This window comes from Bradyrhizobium sp., from assembly GCF_052389815.1.
In the GTDB taxonomy this organism is placed as follows: Bacteria; Pseudomonadota; Alphaproteobacteria; order Rhizobiales; family Xanthobacteraceae; genus Bradyrhizobium.
In genome coordinates, this window is the sequence record NZ_JBQTHN010000252.1 from 1 (window position 1) to 15,864 (window position 15,864).

The 15,864-nt window shown below is 64.2% G+C and carries 18 protein-coding genes and 2 pseudogenes; 12 read left to right on the forward strand and 8 right to left on the reverse strand.

Going from position 1 to position 15,864, the window contains the following annotated elements:
* The 3 genes from ACT4OC_RS31980 to ACT4OC_RS31990 form a co-directional block, all read left to right on the forward strand.
* The coding region (locus ACT4OC_RS31980; RefSeq protein ID WP_444843065.1) for an acyl-CoA carboxylase subunit beta at positions 1 to 877 on the forward strand (877 nt) is incomplete at its 5' end.
* Between the two features lie 64 nt (positions 878 to 941).
* Entirely contained in the window at positions 942 to 1,118 is a 177-nt protein-coding gene (locus ACT4OC_RS31985) for a hypothetical protein (protein ID WP_444843066.1), read from the forward strand.
* Complete coding sequence (locus ACT4OC_RS31990) at positions 1,115 to 1,783, forward strand: Fic family protein (protein WP_444843067.1); 669 nt, start codon at positions 1,115 to 1,117, stop codon at positions 1,781 to 1,783. Before ACT4OC_RS31985 ends, ACT4OC_RS31990 begins: the two co-directional genes overlap by 4 nt.
* 166 nt (positions 1,784 to 1,949) lie before the next feature.
* On the opposite strand, the gene ACT4OC_RS31995 is transcribed toward ACT4OC_RS31990, so the two are convergent.
* The gene (locus ACT4OC_RS31995; RefSeq protein ID WP_444843068.1) at positions 1,950 to 2,165 is read right to left on the reverse strand and encodes a hypothetical protein; all 216 of its coding nucleotides are present in this window, start codon (positions 2,163 to 2,165) and stop codon (positions 1,950 to 1,952) included.
* 2 nt (positions 2,166 to 2,167) lie between these two features.
* Complete coding sequence (locus tag ACT4OC_RS32000; RefSeq protein ID WP_444843069.1) at positions 2,168 to 2,755, reverse strand: hypothetical protein; 588 nt, start codon at positions 2,753 to 2,755, stop codon at positions 2,168 to 2,170.
* 240 nt (positions 2,756 to 2,995) lie between these two features.
* Between ACT4OC_RS32000 and ACT4OC_RS32005 the strand changes: the two genes are divergently transcribed.
* The 3 genes from ACT4OC_RS32005 (at position 2,996) to ACT4OC_RS32015 (ending at position 6,115) form a co-directional block, all read left to right on the forward strand.
* Entirely contained in the window at positions 2,996 to 3,721 is a 726-nt protein-coding gene (locus tag ACT4OC_RS32005; protein WP_444843080.1) for a protein-L-isoaspartate(D-aspartate) O-methyltransferase, read from the forward strand.
* A 154-nt stretch (positions 3,722 to 3,875) separates the two neighbouring features.
* Positions 3,876 to 4,691: a hypothetical protein gene (locus ACT4OC_RS32010; RefSeq protein ID WP_444843070.1), complete on the forward strand. Its 816-nt coding sequence runs from the start codon at positions 3,876 to 3,878 to the stop codon at positions 4,689 to 4,691.
* A 176-nt stretch (positions 4,692 to 4,867) separates the two neighbouring features.
* Positions 4,868 to 6,115, forward strand: coding sequence for a Spy/CpxP family protein refolding chaperone (locus ACT4OC_RS32015; RefSeq protein ID WP_444843071.1), 1,248 nt, complete (start codon positions 4,868 to 4,870; stop codon positions 6,113 to 6,115).
* Positions 6,116 to 6,130: 15 nt separating this feature from the next.
* Here ACT4OC_RS32015 and ACT4OC_RS32020 read toward each other — a convergent pair whose 3' ends face one another.
* Entirely contained in the window at positions 6,131 to 7,378 is a 1,248-nt protein-coding gene (locus ACT4OC_RS32020; protein ID WP_444843072.1) for a glycerophosphodiester phosphodiesterase family protein, read from the reverse strand.
* A gap of 91 nt (positions 7,379 to 7,469) precedes the next feature.
* Between ACT4OC_RS32020 and ACT4OC_RS32025 the strand changes: the two genes are divergently transcribed.
* The gene (locus tag ACT4OC_RS32025) at positions 7,470 to 8,432 is read left to right on the forward strand and encodes an aldolase/citrate lyase family protein (RefSeq protein ID WP_444843073.1); all 963 of its coding nucleotides are present in this window, start codon (positions 7,470 to 7,472) and stop codon (positions 8,430 to 8,432) included.
* A 41-nt stretch (positions 8,433 to 8,473) separates the two neighbouring features.
* On the opposite strand, the gene ACT4OC_RS32030 is transcribed toward ACT4OC_RS32025, so the two are convergent.
* A complete protein-coding gene (locus ACT4OC_RS32030) occupies positions 8,474 to 8,842 on the reverse strand; it encodes a DUF6455 family protein (protein ID WP_444843074.1) in 369 nt (122 codons plus the stop codon).
* Positions 8,843 to 9,029: 187 nt separating this feature from the next.
* On the opposite strand from ACT4OC_RS32030, the gene ACT4OC_RS32035 reads away from it, so the two are divergent.
* Positions 9,030 to 9,347 carry a hypothetical protein gene (locus ACT4OC_RS32035; RefSeq protein WP_444843075.1) on the forward strand — a complete coding sequence of 106 codons (318 nt, stop codon included), beginning with the start codon at positions 9,030 to 9,032 and terminating at the stop codon, positions 9,345 to 9,347.
* A 9-nt stretch (positions 9,348 to 9,356) separates the two neighbouring features.
* Here ACT4OC_RS32035 and ACT4OC_RS32040 read toward each other — a convergent pair whose 3' ends face one another.
* Positions 9,357 to 9,929 carry a hypothetical protein gene (locus ACT4OC_RS32040; protein WP_444843076.1) on the reverse strand — a complete coding sequence of 191 codons (573 nt, stop codon included), beginning with the start codon at positions 9,927 to 9,929 and terminating at the stop codon, positions 9,357 to 9,359.
* Between the two features lie 231 nt (positions 9,930 to 10,160).
* Between ACT4OC_RS32040 and ACT4OC_RS32045 the strand changes: the two genes are divergently transcribed.
* On the forward strand, positions 10,161 to 10,496 hold the full coding sequence (locus tag ACT4OC_RS32045) for a twin-arginine translocation (Tat) (RefSeq protein WP_444843077.1): 336 nt from the start codon (positions 10,161 to 10,163) through the stop codon (positions 10,494 to 10,496).
* A gap of 24 nt (positions 10,497 to 10,520) precedes the next feature.
* Here the strand turns inward: ACT4OC_RS32045 and ACT4OC_RS32050 are convergent, their stop codons facing one another.
* A complete protein-coding gene (locus ACT4OC_RS32050; RefSeq protein WP_444843078.1) occupies positions 10,521 to 11,213 on the reverse strand; it encodes an ArsR/SmtB family transcription factor in 693 nt (230 codons plus the stop codon).
* A 159-nt stretch (positions 11,214 to 11,372) separates the two neighbouring features.
* On the opposite strand from ACT4OC_RS32050, the gene ACT4OC_RS32055 reads away from it, so the two are divergent.
* Both ACT4OC_RS32055 and ACT4OC_RS32060 read left to right on the forward strand, forming a co-directional pair.
* Positions 11,373 to 11,681, forward strand: coding sequence for an NIPSNAP family protein (locus ACT4OC_RS32055; protein WP_444843081.1), 309 nt, complete (start codon positions 11,373 to 11,375; stop codon positions 11,679 to 11,681).
* A gap of 64 nt (positions 11,682 to 11,745) precedes the next feature.
* On the forward strand, positions 11,746 to 12,558 hold the full coding sequence (locus ACT4OC_RS32060) for an isocitrate lyase/PEP mutase family protein (RefSeq protein ID WP_444843082.1): 813 nt from the start codon (positions 11,746 to 11,748) through the stop codon (positions 12,556 to 12,558).
* Between the two features lie 68 nt (positions 12,559 to 12,626).
* Here the strand turns inward: ACT4OC_RS32060 and ACT4OC_RS32065 are convergent, their stop codons facing one another.
* Both ACT4OC_RS32065 and ACT4OC_RS32070 read right to left on the reverse strand, forming a co-directional pair.
* Entirely contained in the window at positions 12,627 to 13,004 is a 378-nt protein-coding gene (locus ACT4OC_RS32065) for a hypothetical protein (protein WP_444843079.1), read from the reverse strand.
* 173 nt (positions 13,005 to 13,177) lie between these two features.
* Positions 13,178 to 14,032: pseudogene (locus ACT4OC_RS32070) on the reverse strand (c-type cytochrome); the annotation flags it as partial.
* A gap of 237 nt (positions 14,033 to 14,269) precedes the next feature.
* On the opposite strand from ACT4OC_RS32070, the pseudogene ACT4OC_RS32075 reads away from it, so the two are divergent.
* Positions 14,270 to 15,864 (forward strand): annotated as a pseudogene (locus ACT4OC_RS32075) (indolepyruvate ferredoxin oxidoreductase family protein); the annotation flags it as partial.

A 15,864-nucleotide genomic window follows, 5' to 3' on the forward strand; every position in this document is an offset into this window, starting at 1 on the left:
GGCCTCCTCGATCGCCGACCGCGCCTACGAGAACGATGTGGAAGCGCTCCTGCAGATGCGCCGCCTCATGGATTTCTTGCCCGCGAACAACCAGGCGGGCGTGCCGCTGCTCCCGACCCGCGATACCTGCGACCGGATCGAGGAAAGCCTCGACACCTTGATTCCCGACCATCCAAACAAGCCCTACGACATGAAGGAGCTGATCCTGAAGGTCGTCGACGAGGGCGACTTCTTCGAGATCTCGGAGGCCTTCGCGAAAAACATCATCACCGGCTTCGGCCGCATCGCCGGGCGCACGGTCGGCTTCGTCGCCAACCAGCCGATGGTGCTGGCCGGCGTGCTCGACAGCGACGCATCGCGCAAGGCCGCGCGCTTCGTCCGCTTCTGCGACGCCTTCAACATCCCGATCGTCACCTTCGTCGACGTGCCCGGATTCCTGCCCGGCACCGCGCAGGAATATGGCGGCCTGATCAAGCATGGCGCGAAGCTGCTGTTCGCCTATTCGCAGGCGACCGTGCCGCTCGTCACCGTCATCACCCGAAAAGCCTATGGCGGCGCCTTCGACGTCATGGCGTCAAAGGAAATCGGCGCCGACATGAACTACGCTTGGCCGACCGCCCAGATCGCCGTGATGGGCGCGAAGGGCGCCGTCGAGATCATCTTCCGCGCCGACATGAACGATCCCGACAAGATCGCCAAGCGCACCAAGGAATACGAGGACCGCTTCCTGTCACCGTTCATCGCCGCCGAGCGCGGCTACATCGACGACGTCATCATGCCCCACTCGACGCGCAAGCGCATCGCGCGGGCGCTGGCGATGCTGAGGGACAAGAAGGTGGAGATCCCGGCGAAGAAGCACGACAATTTGCCGTTGTGAGGAACCGAACTTATCCACTCAAATTCGAATGGAACTACGACGCCGAGTCAATTATATTGATTACATGACCGACTCCCTCAAAAAGCTCCTTGAAGCAGCCAAAACGGCTAGGCCGACTCCCGAGCATCGGGAAGAGCAACGACGTAGCTTTGTTTATGGTAACACTCATTTCGAGAATGAGTTGATTACCAGGGAAATGGTTGATCGCGAGGCCGAGAAATTGGCCAGGGAAAAGAAATGACAGGAGAGGAGAGTGGCCGGCGCGATAGCCGCGCTCTCGAACCTGAACTCATCACCGATCATCAAGAGAAGGCAGCGGCCGAAGCCAGAAATGGTCTTCGGCAATACGACGCTGCCATCGGAGCAATTCAGTCTGCGCTGGAACGGGGGTTCTTCAAGCTCCGTCCGTCGCTGATTCTCGCATTGCAGCGCGAAGCGCTGGCCGGCATCAGTGCGTACGCTGGAAATTATCGACCGGGCGGCGTGGCTATTGAAGCCAGCAAACATGAACCGGTTGGTGCACATCTCGTCCCTGAATTGGTCGAGGATATGTGCGACTACGTCAACGATCATTGGAGTGAGAGTACGCCAATCCATCTGGCTTCGTACGTGATGTGGCGTTTGAATTGGATTCATCCGTTTGCAGACGGTAACGGACGCACCTCACGTATTACATCTTACGTTGTGCTCTCGATTCGAGCGGGAGCAATACTGCCGGGCACGCCAACCATTCCCGATCAAATCGTAGACAATCGGATTCCATACTTTGAGGCGCTCGATGCAGCCGATGCTGCCTTTCGAAGTGGAAGGATCGATGTGTCGAAGATGGAAGTCTTTGTCGCCGCCTTGCTAGCGAAGCAGCTAACAGGATTTTACGAATCCATGGGCGGGAAGTTGCCAGAATAGGTGTGCATCCCCGAGAACGTCCAGAGCATGGGGCGATCGGCGAGGCGTTATCCGCTGTTGACGCAGTCCCGTAGATTGGCGGGTTACGGTTGCGGCATTCGCTCTTCGAGCTGCGGCAGACAAGTGGACTAATCGCTCGACGGGTTACTCCTGCCATCAGCGCCACTCACTCCCCATTGTCCCGTTCCTGCCGTTCCCGCTCGTGAAGGCGCTGCACGATCGCCGTTCGCCGCGGGATCAGCGCGGCCTCGTCGGCGAGGCGTTGCGCAAGATCGGCGTGGTACTGCTGCGTTACGTCGATGGCTGCTTCCCTGGCGAGCCTGCGATGATAATCGGCAAGCAATTTGTGCATTTCCGCAAGTTGTTCGTCGGTCATGGACATCGTCAGGATTTCACCTCCTTGTCGAGAAACGGACCCCAGGAGAGCGCCTCCTTCCTGGCGTCGTCAAAATCCCCATCCTCCAGAAACCTGCCGACGCATCTGAGGTATTCGCAAAGGAAGGTCGCGTCCGGCAGCTGGTAGACGTGCTCGTTCGGCGCCCACACGCCCAGTTTCCTGGCGTTGCCGAGCACGGACAATAGCGCAGGCTTGAGATCGCGCACATTGTCCGGCCATCCCGGCGAGGCGGTCCGGATCCTGATGCTCTCCGAAAGGCTGCGAAACTTCCAGCCGAGGCTGCGTAGCGCGGCGGCTTTCTTCTCGCCGGACTTCCGGCTCAGCCATTCCAGTGAGACGCCGACCATCACACCGGTCAGGAAGGCCAGCGCGAATCTGAACCAGGGCTGCTGGCCCAGTGCGAGGAGGCTCGTGAAGGCAGGCGCGGCGGCAGCATCGCGAAAGGCCGAGGTGGCTCCGCTGCCGGGATCGGCGAAGACGTTTTCTTCGAGCCACTTCTTGAGGACAGGCGCGATCAGCGGGATGAGCAGGAGACCCCAAATCCCGAACAGCAGGCTCTTGAGCACTCGGTACATGGAACCAGTACGCTGACACAGCCGCCCCGCCGCATTAGAGGCGAAATTCGGCCCTTCAGCCACCCTCAAGATGAACTCAGCTTACCAGCCGGATACGGGCATGGTATCAAGGCCTGCCGAAAGACCGCTTGGAATGCGGTCATGTGCTGGCGCTGTCTCAGCCGACCGCCGATTGGCCAGTCCTCTGGCGCTGCTCTCAAAGCGGTCGACGCCAATCGTGGGTCGGGAGACCGCGCGATTATGAAGACCTTGCTGCAGCTCATCCTTTCCATGATTGCCGTTGGCTCGGAAGCGGCCGCGCAGGAATGCGCCCGCGAACGCGCTGCCATGGTCGAGACCATCCAGTCCTATGCCCGGTCCTACACCGGTGTTTTGGGTCCGCAGGGCATGTCGGAGAGGGTGCTGCAGGCCATGGGGCAAGCCAAGCGCCATCTGTTCATACGAGAGCGATCCTGTTCCATCGCCTACGCGGACACGCCGCTTCCGATCGGTCGCGGCCAGACCATCTCGCAGCCGTTCATCGTGGCGTTCATGACGCAACTCGCCGACGTCGCGCCGGATCACGTCGTGCTCGAGATCGGCACGGGGTCGGGTTATCAGGCCGCCATCCTCGCGCACCTGGCGCAAAAGGTCTGCACGATCGAGATCATACCGCAACTGGCCGAGGCCGCTGCGAAAACACTCAAGGAACTCGCCTATGACAATGTGAGCGTCAGGGCCGGCGACGGCTTTGCCGGCTGGCCTGAATGCGGTCCTTTCGATGCCATCGTAGTGACCGCCGCAATCGGCCAGCCGCCGCCGCCGCTGATCGAGCAGCTGAAGGTGGGCGGACGGCTTGTCATGCCCCTGGGGTCCGCCCACGCCACCCAGCAGCTCACGGTCGTGGAGAAAGTCGGCCCCGAAAAGACGACGAGCCGCGCCGTCGGCCTCGTGCGCTTCGTGCCCTTTACGCGCTCAAAGGAGTGAGCGGTTTCCGCCCGCCGCAGTTCCGGGGGCCTCGCCCCACACTCTTCATGCTGCGGCCTTGCTTTGGTCAAACCTTCATTGAGTCCTTGGCGGGTTCGTGGACGAATCCGGCCGCTCTTGTTGGGCAACAGGGCGGGCGGGAAGGGGAAAGCCAATGAGTGTCACGACGATGCCGGAGTCGGCAGCAGCCAACGACGTCCTGACGGCGCGTGCCGATGAGCGGCTGGCGCATGCTTACGAGCAGATCGCGAGCGCGGATGAGCAGCTTGCGCGGCTGACCGAACAGCTCGCCAGGATGGAGCAGGACGCTGCGCGCCAGCCCTCAATGAATCTGCGCCGCAGGCCATCGCGGGGCGGGCCCGCGCTGCGTGGACTTGTCGGCCTTTTGGCCGCGGCGTGCATCGCCGGCGCCGCCTTTGTTGCGCAGTCTTCCTATGGCGAAGCCGCAAGGCCTGCCGTCGCACAATGGGTGTCGCCATACATCGGCTCGATCTCATGGCTGGCGCCGGCACAGTCGGAAGTGCCCGCGCAGCCGGGCGCGTCCAGTGTTCAGCTGGCCTCGGTGGATGCGGCACCTCCACAAGCAACACGATCGGCTCAGACCCGGCCGCAAGAGGCCGCGGCGCCCACCGGCGCCTTGCCCACGGGCGCCTTGGACTCTGCCGGGCTAACCCAGTTGCTGCAAACGATGGCGCGCGATCTCACAGCCGTGCAACAGGGGATCGACCAGCTCAAGGCGAACCAGGAAAAACTGGCCGGCGACAATGCAAGAACCGCAGAACAGTTGATGGCGAGCCAGGAGCAGATGACGCGCCTGATTGCCAAGGTTTCCGAGCAGGAGCAGCGGGCGGCCAGGACGGTGGCGCCGTCGCCCCGGCCGATTGCCGAGCCGGCACGCAAGCCCGCGGCTGCGCAGGCGTCGTCGCAAGCGAGGGCGCAGCCCCTGCAGTTGCAGCCCGCACAACGCTAGAGCTTCGGTTCTGATTGAATCAGAACCGAAGCTCCAGATTCTTGTTTTGACGCGTTTTCTTCACGCGAACCGGTATCCACTTCGCTTGAAAACGCTCCAACTTGCGGCCAGGAACTTCCAGTTCCCCGCCGCGTTCAGTATGATGAGGCGATGAGGCCTGGCGCGGGGAGGGTGCCATGTCGATATCCCGCATCGGAATGGCCGCGCTGGGAATGGCAGTCCTCGTTTTGTCGAGCGCGGCCGAGGCCAGGCGCTTCCGTATTGGCGGCCCGCTCGGGGTCGCGCGATTTGCGGTGACCCGCATGCTTTCGCTGGGCGGACTGGCCCGCGTCCATCGCCCGCGCGACAGTGCGCACGTCCGAAGCGCTGGCCTTAAACCCCCGGAAATCCGCGCTGCCATCGCGTCCGGCGACCTGCTCGGCAATTCGGCGGCGCGCGGACAGATCGTTGCGGCGGCGGCGCTCGCCGGCTGGCATGGCGGCCGCGGAGCGAAAGCGTGGTGGCAGCACGGCGACGGCGGATATGGCTGGGTCGGGCCGTTGTACTGGCCGTTCGCCTATCACGATATGCAGGACTATATGATCCTGGGCGAGCCGAACTCCTTCTGGGCGTATGGCTACGGCGATATCTATGCCGGGATCTTCGCGCCTTACCGCGACGATGCGCTGGCGAGATACATGGGCTCCGACTCGTCCAGCCGGAAGCATCGCAGGATCGCGACCGTGGCGCAGTTCTGCGGCGACGACAGTCCGGAAGCCGTCGACCCCGCCATCGATCGGATCCGCGAGGCGGTGCAGCCGACCGAGACTCAGCGCGCCGCGCTGGACAATCTGGCCATCGCCTGGCGTTCGGCCGCCCTGGTCGTCCGCGCAACCTGCCCGAGGCAGGCGGCGACAACGCCGTTGGAACGCCTCGCCGCCATGAAGGAACGCCTCGAGGCCATGCTCAAGGCGGCGCAGGCGCTGCAGCACCCGCTGGAGGATTTCTATTACCTGCTCGACGACGAGCAGCAGGCGCGGCTGAATGCGCTGGCCGAAGAGCGGCAGAAGCCTTCCGCAACCGATCAGACCGGCGCGACGAAAGTCTGCCAGCCTGCGCCAACCACTGCGCTGAAATGGCCGGCGGAGGAGATCGAGGCGCGGGTGCAGCTCAACGACACCCAGCGCGCTGCGCTGGAGGTGCTGCAGGACACCAGCGCGAGTGCCGCCGACACGCTGAACGGGGAGTGCCGGCCAGAGGCCGTCACATCTATTTCCCGCTTGGCCGCGGTGAACCGGCGGCTGCAATCGTTGTTGCAGTCCGTCTCGCAGGTGAACGACGCACTCGACGATTTCCTGGCAACGCTGAGCGATGAGCAGAAGGCACAGTTCGACGCGATCGGCCAGCTGCGGAATTTTCCATCCATCGCGAAGGGCGGCGCGTAGCGCGGGCCGCCCCGTTCACTTCATCCCCATGCAACTCGCGTAGAACGTCGTCGTCGCCGGCCAGTCCGAGAACATGCCGCGGACGCCGACTCGTTTCGCCAGCACATCCAGCACGGTCAGCGCATCGCCGTCGCGGTCGATCGCGCCCTTCACGGTGCGATAGTAGAAGCCGCCGCCCCTGTGAAGCGGCCCCGAGCGCTCCAGCGACCAGCCGATCAGGTCGAGGCCTGCGGCCCTCGCGGCCTTGGCGTATTCGGACGGCACGATATCCCCCTTGTCGTTCAGCGCCAGCATCGCGAAGATCGGCGGCCCGAGGATGTTCACGCCTTGCGCCTTCAGTTCCGCCATCGACGGCTTCCAGGTCTCGGACCTGGCCGGATCGAGGCCCTGCTTTTCGTAGCGCTCCTCCAGATACACCGCCTGCGCGCCGAAGGCGCGCTCGGTCTTGATCCAGAACAGGACGTCCTTGAGATCGAAGCTCTGGGCAAACACGTGCTCGGGCGGGATGCCGGCTTTCTTGTAGGCGGCGATCATTTGCGCCGCATATTTCTCCTGGGTGTAGTCGCCATCGAACGGCATCGGCACCTCGGGCGCCTTCAGCTCCGGGGTGAACTTGGCCCCGAGGCTCCTGATCAGCGCGATGCTCTCGTCGTGGGTCATCAGCGTGCCCGAAATGGCATAAAGATCGGTGCGCCAGCGTGGCGTGCCGTTCTGGTACTCTTCCGCCGTCTTCGCATCCGGATTGAAGCCGTCCATCTTCGCGGTCAGCCGCCGGAATTCGGCGAGCGTGATGTCGCTGGTGCAGCACTTTGCCGACGCCTTCTTGCCCGCGGCGGGATCGGCCGCGCCGAACGGCTGTGAGCACTTTGCGGCGAGGTCTGGCACGGTCAGGATGTTGGTGGTGGTGTGCAGGTCGCACTGCGAATGCCGGCACACCAGCTCCCTGTCTTTGGTGAAGGTGACGTCGCATTCGATGATGCCGGCGCCCATGCGCGCGGCAGCGATGTAGGACTCCTTGGTGTGCTCGGGAAACATCAGCGCGGCGCCGCGATGGCCGATTGAAAAATCGGTCTTGCGGAACGGGCCGGTGCATTGCGCCAGCTGCGCCTTCAGCGGCCCGTCCTTCATCTTGTCGACAAGATAGAGCGGCCGCGGGCCGATCTGGGGTTCGCGGGGCACGGGCGCGTCCTGCGCCGCGGCCGGCAGGCAGCCTGCCATGATGAGAACGGCGGAGAGCAGGGCGGAGCGAAGGCGGATCGACATGGCTGGTTTCCGGAAATGAAGCGTTGCCTGCGCTGGATATATCACGGAGCATGTGACGATTGCGTGAGAAGGCGAAAAACAGGTTCGGGGGATGAGCGGGCGGATCAATCGCTGCATCGAGCTGCTGGAGCAGGACCAGGCCATTTATTACGACGGCCCGCACAGCGGGCACGTGCTGACCCACGCGCAAGGCATGATCGATGCCGGCACCTGGGCGGATTACGTCAATGTCGGCATGGAACACGGCGCCTTCGACATGAGCGGCCTTGCCGAATACATGCGCGGCATGGTCGAGGCGGGGCCGACACGGTCGGGACACCGCACGCCGGCGGTGATCGTGGAAGCGCCGGTCAACGGCATCGACGCCGCGCATGTGCGCACCAACGCCTGGCAGTTCCGCCAGATCCTCGGCCGCGGCGTGCACGGCATCCTGCTGTGCCAGGCCGAGAGTGCGGACGCGGTACGGGCGTTCGTGGAATCCTGCCGTTATCCGCACAACACGCTCGGGGTCGATCCGGCGATCCCCTCGCCGCTGGCGCGGATGGAGGGCGCAAGACGCGCGGCAGAGGGCGGCACGGATGCCGCCGGTCGCAAGTTGATCGGCGTCGGCACGCGCGGGCGCGGATCGGAAAGCACGGCGGCGCCGGTCTGGGGCCTGTCCACCGAGGAATACATGGACCGCTGCGATCCGTGGCCGCTCAATCCCCGGGGCGAGCTGTTGCTGGGCGTGAAGCTGGAGAGCCCCGAAGGGGTCGCCAATTGCGAGGAGATCATCGCCGTGCCGGGGCTAGGCTTTGCCGAGATCGGCCCGGGCGATCTCAGCCTTTCGCTCGGCTACCGCACGATCCCGCCGGAGCCCTTCCCCGCCGAGATGCAAAGGGCGCGCGATCGCATCCTCGCCGCCTGTCGCAAGAGCGGCGTCGCCTTCCTGCAGTCCTGTACGCCGGACAACATCGTCGAGCGGATCGAGGAGGGCGTGCGCGTCGTCGCCGGCCACAGCGAGCAAGCCGCCGCCAGGGGACGCGCGCATCAAAAGCGAACTTTGCCGGTTTGATGCAACGAGAGCGGACGGCGGAAGCCCGGCGAGCGAGAGGCCTAGGCCTGCTTGGCACGAAGGGAGGTCAGGCTCGTCGCATTCGGACAGAATTGCTCGTAGTTGCTGGCAGCCACGCCTCGCGCGAGCATGTATTTGCATCGGCCCAGCGTTGTGCATTGCGCACAGTTATCCTGCATGACGCGCAGCAGAGTTGGATGCGAGCGGCGCAACGCCGCTTCGTCGATACCGAGCGCCTTCAGCATGTCAGGCAATTGCAGGGGATCGGGGGCCGAATTGACGAGATAGCTGAGCTCGTTCGGGCTGATGCCGAGATCCTTCGCCAGTGCGTCGAACGTTTCGGTATGCGACAACCCGAGCGCGGCGCGTTCGCGCTGATGACCGAACCAGAGAGCCAACGCTTCAAGCATTTGTCCTCCAGAGCTGGCGAGAAGAGGAGGGCAGTTTATCGGGACATGCCGCCTTCAATTTGCGCCAGATCAAGCAGAAACCGGCCCGGGTGGGGGCGGATTGGCGAAGTGCAGGGCACCGTCTATTCTTTTGACGCCTCAAGCGGACCGACCCGCCCAAGCAAGAAAGAAGTAATTGGAGGTCCCCATGCCCGCCGCTTATTTCATCGTCCGCGCTACGGTCAGCGATCCCGCCAGGCGCGCCGCGTTCGACGCCTGGTATTCGCGTGAGCACCTGCCGGATGCGACCAAATCCTTTGGCGTGCAGGAGGCGTGGCGGTTCTGGAGCGCCACCGACCCATCCCTGCACCAGGCGATGTACCGGTTCGCCGACGAAGCGGCGCTGGAACGCGCCACCGGCGGCGAGGAGATGAAGCGGCTGGTTGCCGACTTCAACCGCGACTGGCCCGACGTGACCCGTACGCGCGAGGTGCTGGTGCTGGCGGAGGAGTTCCCCGCGCGCTGATACTGCTATTTATTGCGCGCTGCAGCTCGCCTGCAGGACGCGAGCGGCGCTGCAGTAGTAGAACTTGCTGCCGCCCCAGAGCGAATATTCCTTCTGCCCCGGCTTGAGCGCAAAGCTGACCGCGACGGCGCAGCTTTTGCCCGAAGTGGTGATGTCGATGATCAGGTTGTTGTTCGGCAACGACCAGATGCCGCGCAACGCACTGGCGCTGACCACGCGCAGTTGCGCTGCGCCGCCGGGGGCGGGCCGGCTGCCGCGGCCGAGCCGCGCCTCGAAATGCACGGTGGATGCAAGCCCAAAGCCGTTGATCGTCAAATCCGCCGTGGCCGAGCCATCGCCGTTCAGGATCGCCTCGAAGGTGGCGCGCGCGCCGTAATTCTGCACATTCCACGGCCGCTGACAGTCGAACGAGAGCTGCATGTTCGAGCGGATCTTCGTGCTGGCAGCCGGTGCGGCAAGCGCCCATTGCGGAACCGCAATGAGGGCGATCGCCCAGCAGAGCAGAGCAAGCCGCGCCGGCGGTTGAAAGGCATTGCGGCGGCGATCTCGCGGGGCCCGGCGAGCCCCTCCGGATTGGTTCATGGCAGGTCCCCAGCTACGAATGTTCAATCGCATACTGCTTCGTCGCTTCGCTCCTCGCAATGACGGTGTAGGCTCTTTTTCCGTGTCGCTTCCCGGACCAACCGGAACAACGCGCCTCCCATCGACTTCTCCTTGTCACACGCGCCACAGACATGAATGCGCGGTTCAGCACGCATTCATGGCGGCGCTGTGAAACTCGCCGCGCATCACGCGCGACCGGAGGAGGGAATCATGGAACGCCGCGAATTTCTGAAGATCGCAGCGGGTGCTGCCGCCGGCTTTGCGGCGTTCGCCACCGGGGCCCACGCCGCGCCGTTGATACCGCAGCCGCTGAACGAGGATGCGAAGCTGCCGCAAGATCCGGCGCATCCAGCCGTGACCTCGCAGGAAGAGGCCGACCGCCTTCAGCCGGAAGAAGCGCGCTGGGGCCGTGGTCGCCACCGCGGCTGGGGGCGCCGCCACTGGGGCTGGCGCCGCCGTTACTGGCGCCGCCGCCGCTGGTATGGCTGGCGCCGCCGCCGCCGTTGGCGCCGCCGCTACTGGCGTCGTCGTCGCTACTACTGGTGAGTTCGTCGTCCTGTAAAGGGTGAGCTATCCCGCGCCGAACAGCGCGCCGAATTTCTTCTCGCCCGTGCGGGTGAAGTTGACCACGCGGCTGCCCGGCGCCGTGTCGCGCGCCGCCCAGTTCAACTCGGTGAAGCGCGTCATGATCGCAGCGCCGAGAGTGCCCGCCAGATGATGGCGCCGCTCGCTCCAGTCGAGGCACGCCTTGCACACCGGACGGCGCGGATGGGCGAGGCTATCGGCATCGATCTGCAGGCTATTTGCCATGAAGCGCCTGCCTTCGCCGGTCAGCTCAATGGCGTCCTTGGTTTGCCGCACCAGCCGCTGTTTCCGCAGGGAGTCCAGCATCTGCACGCCGAGATCGCCGGCGAGATGGTCGTAGCAGATGCGGGCGCGGCGCAGCGCCGGATCCTTCGGCCCGGTCCGCACGCGCATGTGGCCGGCACGTGCGGCAAGCCCGGCAAGGCCCTCCAGCACATGGGCGACGTCGGGCCCGGTGAGGCGGTAGTAGCGGTGGCGGCCTTGCTTCTCCGGCTCGATCAGACCGCCGGCTTCGAGCTTGGCCAGATGCGAGCTCGCGGTCTGCGGCGTGATGCCGGCCTCCTGCGCCAGCTCGCTGGCGGTCAGCGCCCGGCCGCTCATCAGCGCGGTCAGCATGTTGGAGCGCGCGGGATCGCCGACCAGGGCGGCGACCATGGAAATGTCGGGGCCGACCTTCATAGTTCGATGATAGACGAAGCATTGATGTCGGGCAAGGGGATATGTTGGCGGATATCGAATTCGTCATTGCGAGCGGAGCGAAGCAATCCATCGTTCCGCGCGATGGATTGCCTCGTCGCTTTGCACTTCGCAATGACGGCTGTGAAAATCGAGGGACTTATGACCGTCACCGTCTTCATCCGCTACACGCTCGATCCCTTCAAGCGCGCGATGTTCGAGCAATACTCGAAAAACTGGCTCACCATCATCCCAAAATGCGGCGGCGACCTGATCGGCTACTGGATGCCGCACGAAGGCACCAACAACGTCGCCTTCGCGCTGATCTCCTTCGATAGCCTCGCGGCCTACGAAAGCTATCGCGCGCGTTTGCGGGCGGACTCGGAAGGCGCCGCGAACTTTGGCTTTGCAGAGGAGAACAAATTCATCCTCGCGGAGGAGCGCAGCTTCCTGCGCAAGGTCGTGGCGTGAAGCGGCTGGCGAAGGCGACGGCGCATCACTATGTTCCCCGCGCCAACGAACAAGATGGGGAGAGATCATGCTGACAACTGCTGACAAGCGCGTCGCCTTCAGGAAACTCCATGAGTCCGGATGCTTCATCATCCCGAACCCCTTCGACGTCGGCAGCGCCAAGGCGTTGCAGCATCTCGGCTTCAAGGCGCTGGCCTCGACCAGCGCCGGTTTCGCCTGGACCATGGGCAAGCCCGACAACCGCGTCACCGTCGATGACGTCTGCAATCATCTCACCGCGATCTGTTCGGCGGTCGATATCCCCGTCAATGCCGATTTCGAAGACGGCTTTGCCCACGAGCCGGACAAGGTCGGCGCCAACGTCGCACGCGCGGTCAAAACCGGCGTCGCCGGCCTGTCGATCGAGGACTATACGGGCGACGCCGCAAAACCCCTGTTCGATCGCGCGCTCGCCGTGGAGCGCATCAAGGCCGCGCGCAAGGCGATCGATGCCGATAGCAGCGGCGTCCTGCTCACCGGGCGCTGCGAGGCCTTCCTGCGCGGCGTAAAGGATATGAACCTCGTGATCGACCGGCTCACCGCCTATGCGGAAGCCGGTGCCGACTGCCTCTACGCGCCGGGCATCTCGACCAGGGAGGAGATTTCCGCGGTCGTGAAGGCGGTGCATCCAAGACCCGTCAATCTGCTGGTCGGCGCAGCAGGCTCGCTCACAGAGATCGGTGCGCTCGGCGTACGCCGCATTAGTATCGGTGGATCGCTGGCGCGCATGGCTTGGGCAGGCTTCATGAAAGCGTCGAAGGAAATGGCCGAGAAGGGGACCTTCTCCGAGTTCGCCAATGGCTACCCCGGCGGCGAACTGAACAAGATGTTTCAGTAAACAAAAAAGCGCCGCGGACGCCGTGTCCGCGGCGCGAGTTGCTCTCGCTGCTCAACTGTTACGCTACGTTACTTCGCCCCCGGATTGTCCGTCTGCGGCTGAGCCGGACGGGCGGGTGCTGCGCCGGTAGTCGTGCCAGGCGCGTCGTTCGCCTTCGGCGTCACGTCGCGCATGCCCGGAGGCGCTGACGGCTTGGCCGGCTCGGTCTGCGCCGTCCGCGAACCGGGCTCGGTGCCGGCCTGGTTCACGCTGGTGTTGTTCAGGCCGTAGAACAGGGCGCCGAGCACGACGGCAATGGCGACCGCGAACATCGCGACCTTGGTACCGCTCGGTCCGCTCTCATCGAGCATCGGATCGGGCTGTAACTCATTGTCGAGCCGCGCCTGACGGCGGATTTCGTCCTCCGATGGCGAGGCGCGGTAGGGATCGGTGGGTTGGTAAGCCATGATCGGTTCCTCCAGACTGCCGGAAGACAACCTCCGGCAGCGGATGATGTTCCGGGAACTCCGTACTTGCCGGTGGACTGCAGGGATGGGAACCCGCAAGGTTCCGCCGCTGGAGAGGAGCGAATGGGTGATGCCGAAATTCGTGTTCGAGGAGAGGAAGTAGATCACCGCAAGGGAAGGGACTTCAGGTAAACGGCCATCGCGCGTACGTCCTTGTCGTCCATTCTGGACGTGGAGTCGGCGACGATGGCGGACATCACCGGACCGGCCTTGCCCTTGGCGTTGCGGCCGTCGCGCAAGTACTCCGTGATGTCGTCGACGCTCCACGACTTCATCGGGCTGCCATCGGCGTTATCGAGACGGGGTACCGCCGCGTCGTCGCTCATGCGGTTGCCGCCAAAGGCCTGTCCCCGCTTGTCGGCGCCGAGAAAATTCTTCGGCGTATGGCAGGCGCCGCAATGGCCGAGGCCCTCGACGAGATAGCGACCGCGATTCCATTCCGTACCCTTGGCCTGGTCCGGCATGATGATGCCGGGCTCCAGGTAGAGCCAGTTCCACAGCCGCATGCCGACGCGCAGGTTGAAGGGAAAGCGCGGCTCCGGCGGCGGCACCTTGTTGCGCACCGGCTCGAGCGTCCCGAGATAGACGCGGATCGCCAGGATGTCGTCGCGGATCAGTCTGGTGAAATAGGGGTAGGGGAACGCGGGGTAGTAGCGCGTGCCATCGGGCGCGATGCCCCGGCGCATTGCGCGCAGGAAATCCTCGTCGCGCCAGAGGCCCAATCCGGTATCACCGTCCGGCGTCAGATTGGGCGCGTAAATGCCACCGAACGGCGTTGCGATCCGCTTGCCCCCGGCAAACGGCTTTGCCGGATCGGCGGTATGGCAGCTCGCGCAATTGCCGGCCACCACCAGCGCCTTGCCGCGGGCGATGGTGTCGGCCGACGGCTCGGCCGCCTCGCTGCGGATTGCACCGCACAAAACGAGGGTGACGAGAATCGTTGCGAGCCTGCGACCGGTTTGCTGCATCATCCACCTGCCGGGCGCATTATAGCGGCGTCACGCCGTTTCGCGCCAAGGCCTTTGTACGACACAAACTGAAATGGGTTACGGAGCTTGCCGGCACGAAATTGCGATTTTCGCGAACGCGGCGTTTCCGCCGATATTTGTGCTGCGGAGCATGAAAGAACCGACATAGACTGGTTCTAACCAGCTTGGATGGCTAGCTAAAATCAGTCGTCGCGACCAAGGCTTACGAGGGCTTCAATGGGAATCAACCAGGGTCCGATCAGTCTCGACCAGAAATACACCCAAGGCACCGGTCACGTCTTCATGACCGGTATCCAGGCGCTGGTCCGCCTGCCGATGGCGCAAATCAGGCGCGACCGCGCCATGGGGCTGAATACCGCGGGCTTCGTCTCCGGCTACCGCGGCTCGCCGCTCGGCGGCTACGATCAGCAGCTTTTTGCGGCGCGAAAGCATCTCGAGCAATATAACATCAAGTTCCAGCCCGGCGTGAACGAGGACCTGGCGGCAACGGCGATCTGGGGCTCGCAGCAGCTCAGCCTGTCCCCCGGCGCGCAATATGATGGCGTGGTCGGCATCTGGTACGGCAAGGGCCCCGGCGTCGACCGCTGCGGCGACGTGTTCCGCCACGCCAACACCGCCGGCTCGGCCAAGAACGGTGGCGTGCTCTGCCTTGCCGGCGATGACCATGGCGCGAAATCCTCCACCGTCCCGCATCAGTCCGACCACGCCTTCATGTCCGCGCTGATGCCGTACCTCTATCCCTCCAGCATCCACGAAATGATCGAGATGGGCCTTCTGGGTATCGCGATGTCGCGCTACTCCGGCTGCTGGGTCGGCATGAAGGTGATCACCGAGACCGTGGAGACCACGGCCGAGATCGATCTCACGGACGAGATGAAGCCCTTCATCATCCCGCCCGATTTCGAGATGCCGCCGGGCGGCCTCAACATCCGCTGGCCCGACGACCGCTATCTGCAGGACCTGCGCCTGCAGGACTACAAGGGCTATGCGGCGATTGCCTTTGCCCGCGCCAACAAGATCAACCGCATCACCATGGATTCGCCGAACGCGCGCTACGGCATCATGGCATCCGGCAAGAGCTACGAGGACATCCGCCAGGCGCTACGCGAGCTTGGCATCACCGAGGAAGTCGCCGCCAAGATCGGGCTTCGCCTCTACAAGATCGGCATGCCCTGGCCGCTGGAGCCGGAAGGCGTGCGTAACTTCGCCGTCGGCCTCGAGGAGATCTTCATCATCGAGGAGCGGCGCGAGATCGTCGAGAACCAGGTCAAGCAGGAGCTGTTCAACTGGCGCGACGACGTCCGCCCGCGCATCGTCGGCAAGATGGACGACCACGACAAGCGCTTCCTGACCTTCGCTGCCGAACTTTCCGTCGCTTCGCTCGCGAGCTCGCTGAGCGAGCGCCTGCTTCGACTCAATCTCAATCCCGAAATCGCGCAGATGCTGCGCGCCAAGGCCGACTGGTTCAACGGCCGGCAGGCGACCCAGATGCAGGCGGTCGCGCCCGTCACCCGCACCCCGTATTTCTGCTCGGGCTGTCCGCACAACACGTCGACCAAGGTGCCGGAGGGGAGCCGCGCCTTCGCCGGCATCGGCTGTCACTTCATGGCGCTGTGGATGGACCGCAACACCGAGACCTACACCCATATGGGAGGCGAGGGCGTGCCGTGGGTGGGGGTTGCGCCCTTCACCAAGGAGAAGCACGTCTTCGCCAATCTCGGCGACGGCACCTATTTCCACTCCGGCTCGCTGGCGATCCGCCAGTCGATCGCCTCGGGCGCCAACATCACCTACAAGATCCTCTATAACGA

Coding starts and splice junctions, on each gene's coding strand:
- ACT4OC_RS32030 (WP_444843074.1), bottom strand. CDS start 8,842: ATGCTTGAAGCGTTGGCTCTCTGGTTCGGTCATCAGCGCGAACGCGCC.
- ACT4OC_RS32020 (WP_444843072.1), bottom strand. CDS start 7,378: ATGTCGATCCGCCTTCGCTCCGCCCTGCTCTCCGCCGTTCTCATCATG.
- ACT4OC_RS31985 (WP_444843066.1), top strand. CDS start 942: ATGACCGACTCCCTCAAAAAGCTCCTTGAAGCAGCCAAAACGGCTAGG.
- ACT4OC_RS31990 (WP_444843067.1), top strand. CDS start 1,115: ATGACAGGAGAGGAGAGTGGCCGGCGCGATAGCCGCGCTCTCGAACCT.
- ACT4OC_RS32045 (WP_444843077.1), top strand. CDS start 10,161: ATGGAACGCCGCGAATTTCTGAAGATCGCAGCGGGTGCTGCCGCCGGC.
- ACT4OC_RS32055 (WP_444843081.1), top strand. CDS start 11,373: ATGACCGTCACCGTCTTCATCCGCTACACGCTCGATCCCTTCAAGCGC.
- ACT4OC_RS32010 (WP_444843070.1), top strand. CDS start 3,876: ATGAGTGTCACGACGATGCCGGAGTCGGCAGCAGCCAACGACGTCCTG.
- ACT4OC_RS32015 (WP_444843071.1), top strand. CDS start 4,868: ATGTCGATATCCCGCATCGGAATGGCCGCGCTGGGAATGGCAGTCCTC.
- ACT4OC_RS32065 (WP_444843079.1), bottom strand. CDS start 13,004: ATGGCTTACCAACCCACCGATCCCTACCGCGCCTCGCCATCGGAGGAC.
- ACT4OC_RS32005 (WP_444843080.1), top strand. CDS start 2,996: ATGAAGACCTTGCTGCAGCTCATCCTTTCCATGATTGCCGTTGGCTCG.
- ACT4OC_RS32000 (WP_444843069.1), bottom strand. CDS start 2,755: ATGTACCGAGTGCTCAAGAGCCTGCTGTTCGGGATTTGGGGTCTCCTG.
- ACT4OC_RS32025 (WP_444843073.1), top strand. CDS start 7,470: ATGAGCGGGCGGATCAATCGCTGCATCGAGCTGCTGGAGCAGGACCAG.
- ACT4OC_RS32040 (WP_444843076.1), bottom strand. CDS start 9,929: ATGAACCAATCCGGAGGGGCTCGCCGGGCCCCGCGAGATCGCCGCCGC.
- ACT4OC_RS31995 (WP_444843068.1), bottom strand. CDS start 2,165: ATGTCCATGACCGACGAACAACTTGCGGAAATGCACAAATTGCTTGCC.
- ACT4OC_RS32035 (WP_444843075.1), top strand. CDS start 9,030: ATGCCCGCCGCTTATTTCATCGTCCGCGCTACGGTCAGCGATCCCGCC.
- ACT4OC_RS32050 (WP_444843078.1), bottom strand. CDS start 11,213: ATGAAGGTCGGCCCCGACATTTCCATGGTCGCCGCCCTGGTCGGCGAT.